The organism is Streptomyces sp. NPDC048424 (assembly GCF_040651555.1).
Lineage (GTDB): Bacteria > Actinomycetota > Actinomycetes > Streptomycetales > Streptomycetaceae > Streptomyces.
On record NZ_JBEZKE010000064.1, the window covers coordinates 1 to 13,592 of the forward strand.

Consider the following 13,592-nt stretch of genomic DNA (forward strand, 5'->3'; position numbering starts at 1 on the left):
AACATGCCGGGCTGCAAGTTCTACAAGGGCACCGTCTACTGCGAGCACAAGCCCGAAAAGCCCGCTCCGACCACGGAGACCCCGAAGACGGAGACCCCGAAGACGGAGACGCCGACCACGGAGACCCCGAAGACGGAGACCCCGACCACGGAGACCCCGAAGACGGAGACCCCGAAGACGGAGACGCCGACCACGGAGACCCCGAAGACGGAGACGCCCACCACCGAGACCCCCACCACCGAGACCCCGGCCCCCACGACGGAGACCGAGACCCCGGCCGCGGAGACCGGTGAGGCCCCCGTGGAAGCGGCCCCGGGCGCTGCCGGCTGACCCTGAGACCCGCCGACGTAGCTCCCCGTGCCCGTATCGGTTCACACGGTGAAGCCGCCATGCAGCTGATCAGCCCCTGTCGGGCCCGCCGGGCCCCAGGGGCTTCAGCCTTTCCGGCTTCCGTGCGCTACTCCGCGCAGGGGCGGGGCAGGTAAGAGCCATGACTGCTTCCGCTTCCTCTTCCTCACCCGCCCCCGACGATCCGGCGCGCTACGCAGGGCTCGACGCCGGCGAGGCCGAGCGCCGGGCGCGAGCGCGCGGCTGGACGGCTGTGCGCATGGTCCCGCCCGGAACGATTCTGACCATGGAGTACCTCGAAGGCAGGCTGAACTTCGAGGTCGAGGACGGCAGAGTGCGCAGGGCCTGGAGCGGCTGACCGCGGCCGACCCTATCCGTGCTGGTGCTGTTCGGGCAGCCGGCTCTCCGGATGCGCCCACAGCAGCACGTTCTCCGGCCGCTCGTCGCGGAAGAAGTCGAGCACGTCCTGGTCGCCATGGCGCAGGCTGAAGTGGGTGAGGACGAAGAGGGTGTCCGGGTGGGCCTCGACGACGGGCTTCAACCGGCTCCACACGGTGTGCCCCACCCGCTCGGCCCGCGCCAGCTCGGCATCGTCGAGGAACGTGCACTCGGTGATGATCACCGGGTACTCGAACAGCCACGGGTTGTCCTCGAAGACGCTCACGTGGGTGTCCCCGAGGAAGGCGAACAACGGCCTGAGCACCTCTCGTTCGACCTCGGCGCCCTCCTTGCGGCGCTCCGCGAGGACACGGCCGAACTCCGCACCCCGGCCCTGCTCCACGAGGCCGCGCCGCAGTTCCTCGTACTCGGGCAGCAGCGCCTTGCCAGGTTCCGAGAACGCGTACCCCACGCACGGCACCTTGTGGACGCACTCCACCACCCGCACACGGTGCCCGCGGCGGCCGAACGTGAACTCGTCGCCGCCGCGCACCCCGTGCAGCCGACAGCCCGCGGCGAGCGAGGGGTCGTGGGCGGGGCCGTGGTTCAGTTCGGCGGAGGCCCGCAGGAAGGCCTCCACGTACGGCACCGACGCGGCGGGCAGATGGATGTCGACACCGTCGGGCCGGGCGGCGAGGTAGTCGAGGTCCTTGGAGTGGTCGTGGTGGGTGTGGGTGAGGAAGACCGTCTCCGGCCGGCGCCCTTCCGCCAGCCCGGCGTCGAGCGCGCAGCGCAACTCCGGGATGTGGAAGAACGTCTTGTCGTTGGCGCGCGAGTACCCGGTGAGGGTGAGCTCGGTCCCCGGTATGCGCCAGGTCTTCCACTGGCGGAACGGGTGTCCCCGCCCCAGCCGTTCGGGGTGGGCGGGCGTCCGCGCGGGGGCCAGGGTCATCGGTGCCTCCGTCGGCCGCCATGATCGGGTGAGGGGCCGATCGTAGCGGGCGCCCCGCCGGTGCGGCCCGCGGTTTTCCCGGCGCGCGACCTGCCTCACGGATCGTCACCGAGCGTGCCGGCTGGGGCGTACGGGGCGGTAGCGGCAGCCCTTGCGGTGCCCGTCGTCTCCGCCCTTCCCCGTGCGCCGGAACCGGTGGACGGCCGCTCCCCGGGGACCGATGATGAGCGCGGTCCGCGCTCAGCGGGCCGTGAGGGGAGCGCCATGACAACGTCTCCAGCCACCGGCAGGCCGGCCCCACCACCGAGCAGCGCCCGCGAGATACCGGACAAGACCAAGTGGGCCGTCAAGCCGCTGAACGACGGCAAGCAGGCCTACGCGTCACCCGCCGAGTGGAAGACCGGCGCACTGCACCACAAGATCTCCAAGGAGCGCCTCAGCTCGATCGCCGAACAGCTCACCCCCGCCTGGAACTCGAAGAACCCGCAGCTCCAAGGGGCGGCTCGGACGTTCTGGAACCTGTGCTGGGCCGTGGCGGGCGAGGCGGTCGCCGAGGCCGTGGCCATGGCGGGTCCCGGCGGCAGCCCCAACCCGCACCGCCTGCTGTGGAACCTGCCGTTGATGGTGTCGCTGGGCCCGCACAGCCCCGCCAACGACCCGGGCATGAACTTCGACCCCGACACCGAGCCGTCGCCGGACCGCCCGGGCACCCGCCGACTGGACGCCGTGTCGCTCGCGCTCAAGGAGCTGGAGACCGCCTGGCTGGCCGCCGCCGAGGCGGACGGCGGGCGCGGCGTGTACGACGCCGCGCTGTGGACCACCCTGCACCGGCACCTGCGGACCGCGCACACCGCCGCCGAACGGGTCGACCGCGACGGGCGGGTGCTGTACCCGCCCCTGCGCGAGCAGTGGGTGTACGACTCCAAGACCAAGCAGAACCTGCGCAAGGGGCTGACGCCGTTCCCGACGGTCGAGCAGGGCCGGAGCCTCTTCGCCGAGGCCCGGTCGAACGCGCCGTCGATCGCGGCGTACACCGATTCGGCGACGACGGCCGCGACCGCCACGGTACGGGGCACCGTGGGCGGACGGCAGGTCACCTTGACGCTGACGGCGGCCGAGCAGAACGTGCACCACGTGTGCGTCCGCCACACGCTCACCTTCTTCGACTTCACGGACGCCTCCCGGCCCCGCCCCATCAACACCTTCTGGCCCGACGTACGCACCTTCGCCGACGCCACGGCCCTGGCCGCGACGCTGCTGCCGGGCATCGGCCGCAGCGCTCTGCGCGAGCTGGACCGCTCCCTGGGCAACGTGGCCAAGACGGCCGACTGGCTCGACGAGGTCCTCGAGATCTCCAACGAGGACGTCGGCGGCCGGCTCGTCTTCTACAACGTGCAGTTCACCGACGTCGGCGGCACGGACGCCGCTCCCGTCGTCCAGGCCGTCATCGAGTCGTTCGCCCCGGACGGCTCCGACGGCCCGGGCTTCACCCGCGGGGACCTGGACCTCATCGCCGCACGGCTGTGACACCGGCGGGGGGCCGCGGCAGGCCCCCCGCCCGGGGTGTTCGGCGACTGTTTCGGACTGTGGATGATCCACGATGGGCGGCTGGTGGAGGTGTCGCTGCCCCGTACCCGGCGGGTGCCCTTCTCGGACTTCAAGCTCGGGGTCCTCGACCGTACCGACCGTCCCGGCCGCTGAGGAACGCGGCCGGGACGGTCGTGTTGCGGCGCGGGCAACGTCCGGCGTTGGGCAGCCGGCGTCCCGCCCCCCACCGAGCGGCCTGTTGACGGATGTTCAAAGGGCCTGGTGGGTGGGGGTTTCCCGGGAGTTTCCCGTTGCCCGTTGCGGTGGGCGACCTGCGCTTCCTCGACACGCAGGGGTGGCGGGGCACAGTCTCAAAGTGCCCGACCGACGGACGGAGGGCCGGTCCGTGCTCCGTAGACGAGCACGCCGTGAACACCACGACGGGCACGACGACCCGCGGGACACCGCGCGGCGGGGACGGGGGACCGGACATGGCGATGCGGAGAACGGCGGTCGCGGCGGTGGCGGTGCTCACCCTCCTGGCCACCTGGGGAGGTGCCCGCGACACCACGGCGGTCGCGGTACCGAAGGCAGCGGGGGCAGCCGGGGCATGTGGCGTGCTCGCCCCCGGGGCCTCCCCGGTGGCTGAGCGGGCCGTAGGAGCCGCGTGCGAACAGATCGGCGTCTGGTACACCTGGGGCGGCGGCCACGGGCAACAGCCGGGGCCGACGTACGGTCAGGTCGACCCGAGCGATCCGGACAGCGCACACGACCCGGAGCGGCTCGGCTTCGACTGCTCGGGACTGGTCCGGTACGCCTACGCCCGCGCGGCCGGCGGCGACCCGCTGCCCGGCAACGCGTACCACCAGTTCCATTCGCCACAGGTGAACCAGCGTTTCACGGCCGCCCAGGGGACCGGGCCGCTGCTCCCGGGGGACCTGCTGGCGTGGGGGTCGGGGGGCTCCGTCCACCACATCGCGATCTACCTGGGCGCGGGGAAGATGGTCGAGGCCCGGGAATCGGGTACCCGGATCACCGTCAGCGACGTACGGCTGGGCGGGGACTACGCGGGAGCGGTCCGCATCGCGCCGGCCGCCGCACCCGGCACGTTCAGCACGTGGGGCACCGATGTGTGGACCCACAAGGAGCCGTCCACCACCAGCCCGCGGGTACACCGCTTCCCCGGCCCGACCACGGTGCGCGTCGAGTGCCAGAAACACGCGGAAACGGTGACGGCGGAGGGCTACACCAACGACGCCTGGTCCTACCTGCCCGACTACGGGGCGTGGATCACCAACATCTACATCAAGGGCGCCGCTTGGCTGGACGGCGTACGCACCTGCCCCTGAGCACCATCCGCACCACTGACCACGCACACCCATCACCCGGCTCCCGAGGGAGCCCTTCCGAGGAGGAAGCATGTACGCAGGCAGGAAGATCGTCCTGGGGCTCACCGCCGTCGCACTGGCGGGCGCCATGGCCGGCGTGACCGGGCCCGCCGCGGCGACACCCGCCACCGGCGAGAGCTCGGCCGCCGAATGCGGGGTCCGTGCCGACGGCAAACTGTGGTGCGGCAACCGGGTCGGCGCCAAGGGCTACGAGCACCGCCGCTACAACTCCGCGGTGCGGGGGCCGCTGAACACGAGCCCCAGCTGGTTCCAGTGTTGGGGCCGCGGTGACCAGCACGCCGGCGGCAACAACGTCTGGTACTGGACCCAGTTGGACAACGGCCAGTGGGGAAACGTCGCGGCCGTGGACGTCCACACGTCGGTCGACCCCGCGCCGGGCCTGCGCGAGTGCTGATGCCCTGAAGGCACCGGCGCGACGGACGTGGCGCCGGCCCGCAGTCTCCACGAACCAGGGGAGCCGCGCCCTTCTCACACCGGGCTCGGCTCCCCGCCCGTGACGGCCCACGGGCTCTCGGGATGCGGCCTGTTCACCTGCCGTCCGGGCTGCCGAGCGGCGCGGTGAACCGCGGCCGCCAGCCTTCCTCCGTCAGCACCACCAGCTGGACCGCGGCCGCACGGGTGCGCAGAGGCAGCAGGCTGCCGACCGCAGCGCGGACACGGGCGGAGACCGTCGGGTCGTCCGCACCCATGGCGACCGTGACATGGGCGGCGGGCCGCGCCCCGAAACGGCCCCTGTACGGGCGCACCCCGGGCCACTGGTCACGGAACGCGTCAACGATCGGCTGGAGTTGCGGAACGGCGACGCCGACGAAGCCGGACGCCGTCACGAGCTCCTCCAAGACCAGATCCGCTGCCGGAAAACTCGCCGCCAGGGAACGCACGCCCTTCTCGTCCTGACCCGTCAGCGCCGCTTCCGGCACGAACGGGTAGAGGAGCGAGACGTGCGCCGGCACCCCATGACGCACCAGAGCCGGGTCGATACGCCACGCCGCATCGAGGAGCGGGGCGGCACCGGGCAGAACGATGACGACGGCAGTGGTCCCTGGCTCTGGCACTCCGTCATCATCGCAGGCCGGCTACGAGCCCCGACCCGGACCCTGCTCAGAACGAGACGTCGATGTAGTCGATGTCGGTGAACTCGACTTCGAGGTGGTCGGCACGACTTCCGCCGTCCTTGAAGTAGGTCTCCTGGAGGCCTTCGGCGACGATCGCGCGGAGTTCCGGATCGCCGGCGCCCTGCTGCTGTGCGTTGAAGAGGCGCTGCGCGTAGGCGGGTGGAAGGTGGACGGTCAGCCGTCGCATCCGCCCGTCGTCGGTGGTGCCGATGGGTGCGGTGTAGCCGAACCGGGCGCGGGTCTCGACGGTGATGCCGCTGGTGGCGGCGGCCTGCTTGCGCCGCCGGTTACGCACCCCCGGCTGCCAGCGGTCGCGGACCGCGGCGTCGATCCGGTCCGTGATCGCCTTGGGCGGGGCCTTGCGGTCCCCGGTGCGGTAGCGCTCGACGGACCGCTGGCTGACGCCGAGCTCGGCGGCCACGGCCTTCGTGGTCTTCAGCTTCCCCATCAGGAAGTTGATGCGGCCCTTCAGCGTCTTGGGCGGCTCCCGGGTGAACGACTCCCGGTCGGCCCGCTCGATCGCCTCGTCGATGTCCCCCACGGCCTACTCCCCTTCGTCGGTGACGGCGTCGCCGCCCTTGATGTGGCGGGCGGGGTTGAGGCCCTTCTCCATGAGGTCGACGGCCCACGCCATCTCCTGGACGCCTTCGACCTTCGCGAGGCCGGGCGTCGTGCCGAGGCGGAAGGCGCCGGGGAGCGGCTTGCCGGAGGTGGTGTAGGGCAGGAAGTCGAGCGGGGAAGGCCCGGTGCTCGCGTAGACGACGCAGTCGGAGAGCACGCCGAGCGGGTACTGCCCAGTCGCCCTCGCCGTGTTGGCCATCTTGCGGTGCATGTTGACGCGGGCCTTGGAGATGACCGCCGCCCGGATGTCGGGTCGCCAGGTCGGCCGTTCCAGCGCCGGCCAGCGTTCCCCGTCCCGGTAGTGGCGCCCTTGGGGGCGTTCGCGGAGCTTGCCGATGCCGCCCTTGACGGTGGCCTTGATCGCGGCGAGCACGGCCGCCATCGCGGGGTCGACCTGCTTGTGGTGCTCCATGGCGGCGAGGAACTGCCGGTCGTCCAAGTCCGGGGTGACGCCGAGGTCGGCGAGCGTATCGGCGTACGCGGTCTTGAGACGGTCGTGCCACGGATCCAGATAGGCACCCGTCTCCCTGCGCAGGAACGCCTCCACCGGCTGCACCTCGTAGCCAAGTTCCTGCGCATAGGCGAGGGTGTGCGTCTGGTACCAGGCCGGCCCCTCGGGCCGCTGCCCGGACGGCGTGAACGGCGAGGGCAGCCGCGGATCCAGCTCGATGTGCGACAGGTCGACCAGCCAGGACCCGGGAATCTTCTTGTTGAAGGCCGGGCGGTGGAAGTGGTCGGGTGCGGACAGCCCGACGACCAGGCGCGCGGAGGCCGCGAGGAACGCGGTGTTCAGGTCCAGGCCGACCGCGTACGGCAGCAGGCACTCCTCATCCGTGAGCAGTTGGGGGTCCCGCACCCACTGGAACGCCTCCTCGTCCAAGAACCCACCCGTCCACCCCTGCGCGGCAGGATGCTCGGTCGGTGCCTCCGGTGGTGCGGGGTCCATCGGCTCGCTGCCGAGCGAGCCCGGGTTGTACGCGGACGCCCACTCACCCGTGTTCTCGTTCTTCAGAGCGCGGGTCGGCGGCCGCAGCGCGGTCATGAGCTCCAGCCCGGAGGTGGCGGTGGAGCCGCACGGTGTGATCACCCGGGCCGCGTACGTACCCAGCACGCGGGCGACCTCGGCCGGCTCCATCTCCGCCACCCCCGGCCACGACCGCGCATCGAGGGCGTCCCACGACAGGACCGCGAGCTGCACGCACTGCCGCTGCCCGGTCTGCGCGGGCCGGTAGATCCGCGCCCACGGACCGAAGCCGCGCTGCGTCAGCTTCCACTTCGCCCTGGCCACCTGTTTGACGACCGGGTGGTCGTCGGCCAGCCGCAGCGAGCGGCGCTGCTCGTGACCCTCCAGCCGCTCGGGCAGCCCGAACCGGACCGCGGCCTCTGCGGTCAGTACGACCAGCGGATCGGAGTCCTTCCCGTTGCGGTTCAGCCGCGGCGCGCCGATCCCCGACTCGGCCAGCGTCCACTCCACCAACTGCGCGACGGTGGTGGCCGGGCAGTCGAGCACGGTCCCGTCCACGCCGTACGCGCTCCCGTCACCGTCCAGCACCACGAGCGGGCCGTGCGGGAACTGCGGGTCGACGGCCGGCAGTGCGGAGGCCTTCCTCGCCGGGCGGCGCGACGCCGCCGACGGCCCGGCTGCCTCCACCGGCGCCTTCACGAGAGGATCCGGTGCAGCGGCGGGCCGGGCGGACTCGGCGGGCTGCTCCGCGGGGCCGGTGAACGCCTCCGGAACCGCCGCAGGCGCGGGCGCGGGCCCGGGATCGGTAGCCGGCGCGGGGTATCGCTCGGCCCAGCCGTCCAACAGCCGCAGATAGGCCTGCAGGCGCGGTGGCCTCGGCTCGGAGCGGCCGTTCTCCCAGTTCTTCACCGTCTGCGGCGTCGATTTCAACGCGGCCGCGAGCCGGGCCTGGGTGACACCGGCCGCCTCACGCAGCCGTGCCCGCTCCGCCGGCGGCGGCAACTGCGGCTCACCCTCCAGCAGCGCGTCCACCGCGTCGAACAGCTCTTCCTGCGTGGCCATTTCCTCCACCACCTCCATCCCGAACCCTAGCAAAATTAACCTCGCCCAGACGTTGGATTTAACCCTGCCGGGTGTGTCGTGTTTTCGAGGTGCGCCGCGGAGCCCGTCCAACCGCACTGGTTGTTGGGGCCGGCCGGGTGTGGGCGGGTGCGCGGCCGGGGCAGGGTTGCAGACGGGATCCGGCAGGCGCCTGTCGGCAGGGCAGGGACGTGGGAGAGGGCGGTGTGCTGGTGGACTGGGACTGGTGGACGGTGGACTTCGGGGACGCGCACGCGGGCGCGGTGGGTGTACTGGTCGGCGGCGGCGAGCCGGGCCCGGTGTACTTCGATGTCGGAAGTGGTCCGGACGTGCCGTCGACCTCGCACTGGACGGCCTACGACGGCCGGTCCCGCCGCCCCCGCGCCGAGGCCCTCCGGGCCGTGTGCGCGTGCGGATGGCGCGGCGCCGCCGAGTACCCCCTGGACTGGGAGACGATCGGCGACCAGCCCCTCTACGAAGCGGACGTCGACCTCGCGGGACCGCTCGCGGACTGGACCGCACACCTGTCCGTCGTCCGCGACGCCGCCGTCCCGCTGCCTGAACGGCTGGCCGCCCTTCTGGTCGAGATGGCCGAGCAGCTGAACGCCACGGCCGCGGACGCGCCGTTGGCCGCGCTGCGCGCCGCCGGGGTACTGGAGCGGATCGCCGCCCGGGCCGGCCGGGAGAGCGCCGGCGCGCTGTGCGACGACGGCATGTCCGCCGAAGCGGTGGCCACCGCGCTCGGCACCACCCACTCCAAGGCCCTGGTCCTGCTCCTGAGCGCGCAGGACAGGTAACGCCACGCACCACAGCGGCGTTCCGCGGGGCCGTTCCGCGGGGCCAAGGAACACGCGAGAGCCCCCTGCCGGACCTGCGGCAGGGGGCTCTCGTCACGGGTGGGCGCGGACGGGGCCCCTCAGCCGATGGGTACCACTTGCTCGGCCTGCGGTCCCTTGGGGCCCTGGGTGACGTCGTACTCGACCTTCGCGCCCTCCGCCAGCTCCTTGAAGCCGGTCGTCTGGATGGCTGAGAAGTGGACGAACACGTCCGGGCCGCCGTCGTCCTGCTGGATGAACCCGAAGCCCTTCTCCGAGTTGAACCACTTCACAATGCCTGTTGCCATCGGTGTCCCCATCGATATGCCGTACGGGCCGCGCTGCGCTGCGCAGTCGTCTCCCATGGTGCCCATCCGCCCCCGCATCACACGCGAACCTCACCGGGCGGCCTCGAAACAGGCGCCGTTCGCCTGGTCCTGCGGGCGCCGCGCAGGATGTGTGAGACTCCCTCTGAATGATCACTCGGGGGGAGTTTCGCGTTGAACGCGCTGTTGAAGAGGGTGTGGATCGGGCTGGCCGCGACCTTGGTCGTGAGTCTGGCCGCCGTGGTCATGCCGGACCAGGTCCAGATAGACGACGACGGGCGCGTCCACCTGGGCGCGCCCGCGCCCACGCCGTCCCCGTCCACGGTGGCGCCCACACCGGAGTCCACGTCGCCGCCCCTCACACGGGACGAGGTGGACGAGGTGATCCGGACCGCGGTCAGCGCGGCGGGCCTCGACCCGGCGCAGGGCCGCCCGATCGGCGCGACAGGCGCCAACTCGAACAGGACGGGCTGGACGGCCGTCCGCGAGAAGACCGCCGCACAGTCGGACATGAACACGATCTGCGCCGACCTGGAGCGCCAGGGCTGGACGCTGAACCCGAACGGCGACCGCCCCGACCCCTCCGCCCGCAGCTACAAGCGCGGGGGCTGGTACCTGCTGGTGAGCACGCGCGGGAAGACCCAGGCGCCGTCCACCACCTCCGCCTTGACCGACTCGCAGACCTATCTGACCCTGGCCGGGCTCCAGCTGAACCTTTCCGACATACCCGTACCCCTCCCCGAGGTCACCGTCCGCATCGGCTGACCCTCACAGCGATCCTCCCCGGCGAGCCTTCCAGCTGGATGTACTGCTGGAGGGCCAGGGGCCTTTCCGGAAGGCGCCACCGCCGGCGTGCGGCCCGCAAGGCCCGGAACGCCGGGGCCGCCTTCGCAGGGGCCGTCGGCGCGGTCCCCGCGACTCTCCCGGCCAGGGCTCGTGCGCGAGCGCCCCGCGGCGCGTGGCTGCGGGGCGCCTTGTGGGATCAGTCGACCTGCTCCCCGTCGTACGTACCGCCCTTGCAGTAGTTGCCCGCGTCATTGATCGCGGGCGTTCCGCCGCCCTGCTTGCACTGAGAGGGGGTGACGACGGTTGGGGCACCCTGTGCGGTGGCGGCGGCGGTGGCGGCGCCTGTGAGACCGAGTCCGGCGAGGGCTGCCGTGGCGATGACGGCGGCGAACATTCGTCGAATGCGCATTCGGTTCCCCTTTCGCGGATTGCCTCGGTTGGGGCACTAGTCAGCTTCTCACCCATGGGGGCGGCACGTCATGTTGAGCCATTCGGGTGCGGATGCTGCCGGGTACGGGATCGGAGACGCGACCCCGCACGACGGGACCTGGAACGAAGAGACCACCCCCGGCCCGACGGGTGGTCCCTTCGCTGCTCCGGAGGGGTGCACAGGACGGGCGGGGGAGAGGATGCGACGCTGGAGTGAGGGCCCGCGAGTGGAGGTCCGAGCACGTCCCATCCGGTCCGCGGCCCTCTCCTTCGGCCTGGCGACCACGTCCCGGTGCGGCTCGAAGGAAGCGACGCGCAATCGTGCGGTCAGTTCGTGAGCCCGCCGGCCGGGAGCACCACTCACCGAGCGTCGCCGGCCGGCCTTACCGCGTGTACCCGGCCCACCGGGACCGGGACCGCGCGACCACCCGGAAGGCAGGTGCGTCCCATGCGCACGTCGACCCGTATCGCCGGTGCCCTCACCGGCCTGACCCTCACCCTCGGCGGTGCGGTCCTCGCCGCTCCCGCCGTCAGGGCGGACATCCCCGCCTGCACACGGATGGCCGAACAGGCCGGTGCCACCGCTTCCGACTCCGTCACGGCGGCCTGCAGCCGTGGCGTGGTCGGAGACCTGCAGAGTTGTGTGACCGGGCTGAACGAAGCCGGAGTGGCGGGCGGCGCCGCGAGCGGTGCCTGCCGGGCAGCGGCCCACGAACCGCGCTAGAGGACCGCGCGCCTCGACTCCGAACATCTCCAGAGACGACTGCACGGCCGCCGGCGGACAGGTCGTTTCACGCCCCTACTCCGGCAACGTCGTCTGCGCGATGCCTGACGGGACCTCGCAGCCGATCACCTGACCGCTCGGCGCACGTCTGGGCAACCAGTCCACGGTCGGGATGAGTCAGGGCATCTCCACGAACCCCGCATCGCCAACCGCCATACGGCCCACGGCCCTCTCCGCAGACCTACGAGACGACGACGTAACAGCACGGCCAAGGAGCCGACCGGCACAGCGCACCCGCCGGTCGGCTCCGCCGTGTCCTCGACCACCCCGGCGATGACTCCGGGGACGACTGCGGTGATGACTCCGTCGTTCGGCCCATCAAGGGCACCGGCCACAACGCCGAAAAGGACCAAGCGGAGTCGCCCCACCCTCGCGTTCCGGTACGCCTCCGCGCCCCAAGCCGCCCCGAGCCGCCCCGATGACGGCGGTCCCGTGCCCCGGCCGACCGGCCCGGAGGAGATCCCGCATGCGCGTCTTCCTGCCCTTGACCGCCGTCACCACCGCCGCGCTCCTGCTCATCACGGTCACCGGCACGACTCCCGCCGCAGCAGACCAGAACCCCGACGGCACACCACTGGTCAAGGTGTCCCACGGTGACCCGTACGCGAACTGCACCATCGGAGCGAGGTCCCCCGACAGCATCGTCTACCCGGGCACCGAGGTCGAGCCGTACCTGTCCGTCGATCCGCGCGACCCCAAGCGCGTGGTCACCGTGTTCCAGCAGGACCGCTGGAACGACGGCGGCGCCCGCGGCCTGGCGGCCGGCTGGACCACGGACGGACACACCTTCCACCAGAGCACGCTGCCGTTCAGCCTGTGCGCCCCCGGCGGCGCGGACTACGAACGGGCCTCCGACCCCTGGGTGAGCACCGGACCGGACGGCACGGTCTACGCCAGCGGGGAGGGCGTCGACTTCACGAAGAGCACGCGCAGCGCCCTCCTGGCCGTCACGTCCCGCGACGGCGGCCGCACTTGGCAGAACCTCACCACCACGCACGTCGACGAGCAGCCGTTCTTCAACGACAAGCCCTCACTCACCGCCGACCCGATCCGCAAGGGCACCGCCTACCAGGTCTGGAACCGCCTCGACAACGACCCACCCGGCCCCAGCTCCCTCGACGGCCCCGGCTACATCTCCCTCACCCGCGACGGCGGCCGCACCTGGAGCGAGGCCCGGCCGTTCGTCGACACCAGCGCCGTGCCCAACACCCAGACCATCGGCCATCTGATCGTCGTCGACCGGCGCACCGGCACCCTGTACGACTTCTTCGACCGGATCACCTACTCCGACGACCTGAGCACCGTCGTCGAAGCCCGCTACCAGGTGGTCACCTCGACCGACGCCGCAGAGACCTGGAGCGCCCCGGTCACCGTCGCCCAGGACACCTCCGTACCGGAGGTCGACCTGAACGACCCCACCAAACTGCTGCGCGCCGCCGCCACCCTGCCGAGCCCGGCCATCGACCCGAGGACAGGCACGCTGTACATGGCCTACGAGGGCTCGGACTTCTCCGGTGGACAGTTCGACTCCGTCCAGCTCGTGCGGTCCACCGACGGCGGACGCACCTGGGGGCCCCCGGAGCTGATCAGCCCCGAGGGCGTTCCGGCCTTCTCACCGTCGATCGCGGTCACCGAGCGGGGCACGGTCGCGCTCACCTACTACGACCTGCGCTTCCTCGAGCCCGGCAACACCACCACCCTGCCCACCGCCTACCAACTGGCCACGCTGCGGCACGGAAACCCGAAGCTGCGGACCGAACGACAGATCTCGCGGGTCTTCGACTGGCTGCAGGCACCGTTCGCCGGGGGCTACTTCCTCGGCGACTACCAAGGCCTCGTGGCAGACGGCAACGGAGTACGGGCGGTGCTCACCGAGACCCACTCCGACGCACCACACAACCGTACGGACGTGTACACCACCAGTCTCCGCACCCACTGACCTGACCGAATTCGAATAAATCACCTAGGCCGTTTCTTACGGATCATCTGATCGTTGGTTGATGTGTGTCGTTGACTGACGCCCAATGGGCACGGATCGAGCCGTTGCTGCCCGACCGC

Annotated in this window: 14 protein-coding genes and 1 pseudogene; 9 read left to right on the forward strand and 6 right to left on the reverse strand. The window is 71.7% G+C overall.

What is annotated here, in order from left to right:
* Both AB0D29_RS38090 and AB0D29_RS38095 read left to right on the forward strand, forming a co-directional pair.
* Positions 1 to 330, forward strand: a pseudogene (locus AB0D29_RS38090) (hypothetical protein); the annotation flags it as partial.
* A 160-nt stretch (positions 331 to 490) separates the two neighbouring features.
* Positions 491 to 706: an I78 family peptidase inhibitor gene (locus tag AB0D29_RS38095; RefSeq protein WP_362860425.1), complete on the forward strand. Its 216-nt coding sequence runs from the start codon at positions 491 to 493 to the stop codon at positions 704 to 706.
* A 12-nt stretch (positions 707 to 718) separates the two neighbouring features.
* On the opposite strand, the gene AB0D29_RS38100 is transcribed toward AB0D29_RS38095, so the two are convergent.
* A complete protein-coding gene (locus AB0D29_RS38100) occupies positions 719 to 1,678 on the reverse strand; it encodes an MBL fold metallo-hydrolase (RefSeq protein WP_362860426.1) in 960 nt (319 codons plus the stop codon).
* A 264-nt stretch (positions 1,679 to 1,942) separates the two neighbouring features.
* Between AB0D29_RS38100 and AB0D29_RS38105 the strand changes: the two genes are divergently transcribed.
* From AB0D29_RS38105 to AB0D29_RS38115, 3 genes are all read left to right on the forward strand, one after another.
* Positions 1,943 to 3,205 carry a hypothetical protein gene (locus tag AB0D29_RS38105; RefSeq protein ID WP_362860427.1) on the forward strand — a complete coding sequence of 421 codons (1,263 nt, stop codon included), beginning with the start codon at positions 1,943 to 1,945 and terminating at the stop codon, positions 3,203 to 3,205.
* A gap of 428 nt (positions 3,206 to 3,633) precedes the next feature.
* Complete coding sequence (locus AB0D29_RS38110; RefSeq protein WP_362860428.1) at positions 3,634 to 4,554, forward strand: NlpC/P60 family protein; 921 nt, start codon at positions 3,634 to 3,636, stop codon at positions 4,552 to 4,554.
* 70 nt (positions 4,555 to 4,624) lie between these two features.
* Positions 4,625 to 5,008, forward strand: a complete 384-nt coding sequence (locus tag AB0D29_RS38115; RefSeq protein WP_362860429.1) for a hypothetical protein — start codon at positions 4,625 to 4,627, stop codon at positions 5,006 to 5,008.
* 133 nt (positions 5,009 to 5,141) lie between these two features.
* Here the strand turns inward: AB0D29_RS38115 and AB0D29_RS38120 are convergent, their stop codons facing one another.
* Genes AB0D29_RS38120 through AB0D29_RS38130 form a run of 3 tightly spaced genes read right to left on the reverse strand, consistent with a single transcriptional unit; the run spans position 5,142 to position 8,376 of the window.
* The gene (locus AB0D29_RS38120; RefSeq protein ID WP_362860430.1) at positions 5,142 to 5,669 is read right to left on the reverse strand and encodes a 2'-5' RNA ligase family protein; all 528 of its coding nucleotides are present in this window, start codon (positions 5,667 to 5,669) and stop codon (positions 5,142 to 5,144) included.
* 46 nt (positions 5,670 to 5,715) lie between these two features.
* Positions 5,716 to 6,270: an XRE family transcriptional regulator gene (locus AB0D29_RS38125; protein ID WP_362860431.1), complete on the reverse strand. Its 555-nt coding sequence runs from the start codon at positions 6,268 to 6,270 to the stop codon at positions 5,716 to 5,718.
* A 3-nt stretch (positions 6,271 to 6,273) separates the two neighbouring features.
* A complete protein-coding gene (locus AB0D29_RS38130; protein WP_362860432.1) occupies positions 6,274 to 8,376 on the reverse strand; it encodes a helix-turn-helix transcriptional regulator in 2,103 nt (700 codons plus the stop codon).
* A 209-nt stretch (positions 8,377 to 8,585) separates the two neighbouring features.
* On the opposite strand from AB0D29_RS38130, the gene AB0D29_RS38135 reads away from it, so the two are divergent.
* Entirely contained in the window at positions 8,586 to 9,191 is a 606-nt protein-coding gene (locus tag AB0D29_RS38135; protein ID WP_362860433.1) for a hypothetical protein, read from the forward strand.
* Between the two features lie 119 nt (positions 9,192 to 9,310).
* Here AB0D29_RS38135 and AB0D29_RS38140 read toward each other — a convergent pair whose 3' ends face one another.
* Positions 9,311 to 9,517: a cold-shock protein gene (locus AB0D29_RS38140; RefSeq protein WP_081524690.1), complete on the reverse strand. Its 207-nt coding sequence runs from the start codon at positions 9,515 to 9,517 to the stop codon at positions 9,311 to 9,313.
* Between the two features lie 192 nt (positions 9,518 to 9,709).
* On the opposite strand from AB0D29_RS38140, the gene AB0D29_RS38145 reads away from it, so the two are divergent.
* A complete protein-coding gene (locus AB0D29_RS38145) occupies positions 9,710 to 10,300 on the forward strand; it encodes a hypothetical protein (protein ID WP_362860434.1) in 591 nt (196 codons plus the stop codon).
* A 217-nt stretch (positions 10,301 to 10,517) separates the two neighbouring features.
* Here AB0D29_RS38145 and AB0D29_RS38150 read toward each other — a convergent pair whose 3' ends face one another.
* Positions 10,518 to 10,730: a hypothetical protein gene (locus tag AB0D29_RS38150; RefSeq protein WP_362860435.1), complete on the reverse strand. Its 213-nt coding sequence runs from the start codon at positions 10,728 to 10,730 to the stop codon at positions 10,518 to 10,520.
* Positions 10,731 to 11,198: 468 nt separating this feature from the next.
* Here AB0D29_RS38150 and AB0D29_RS38155 point away from each other — a divergent pair, with 468 nt between their 5' ends.
* Together AB0D29_RS38155 and AB0D29_RS38160 are read left to right on the forward strand one after the other, a co-directional pair.
* The gene (locus tag AB0D29_RS38155) at positions 11,199 to 11,474 is read left to right on the forward strand and encodes a hypothetical protein (RefSeq protein ID WP_362860436.1); all 276 of its coding nucleotides are present in this window, start codon (positions 11,199 to 11,201) and stop codon (positions 11,472 to 11,474) included.
* A gap of 526 nt (positions 11,475 to 12,000) precedes the next feature.
* Positions 12,001 to 13,473 carry a sialidase family protein gene (locus tag AB0D29_RS38160; protein WP_362860437.1) on the forward strand — a complete coding sequence of 491 codons (1,473 nt, stop codon included), beginning with the start codon at positions 12,001 to 12,003 and terminating at the stop codon, positions 13,471 to 13,473.
* Positions 13,474 to 13,592: the final 119 nt, after the last annotated feature.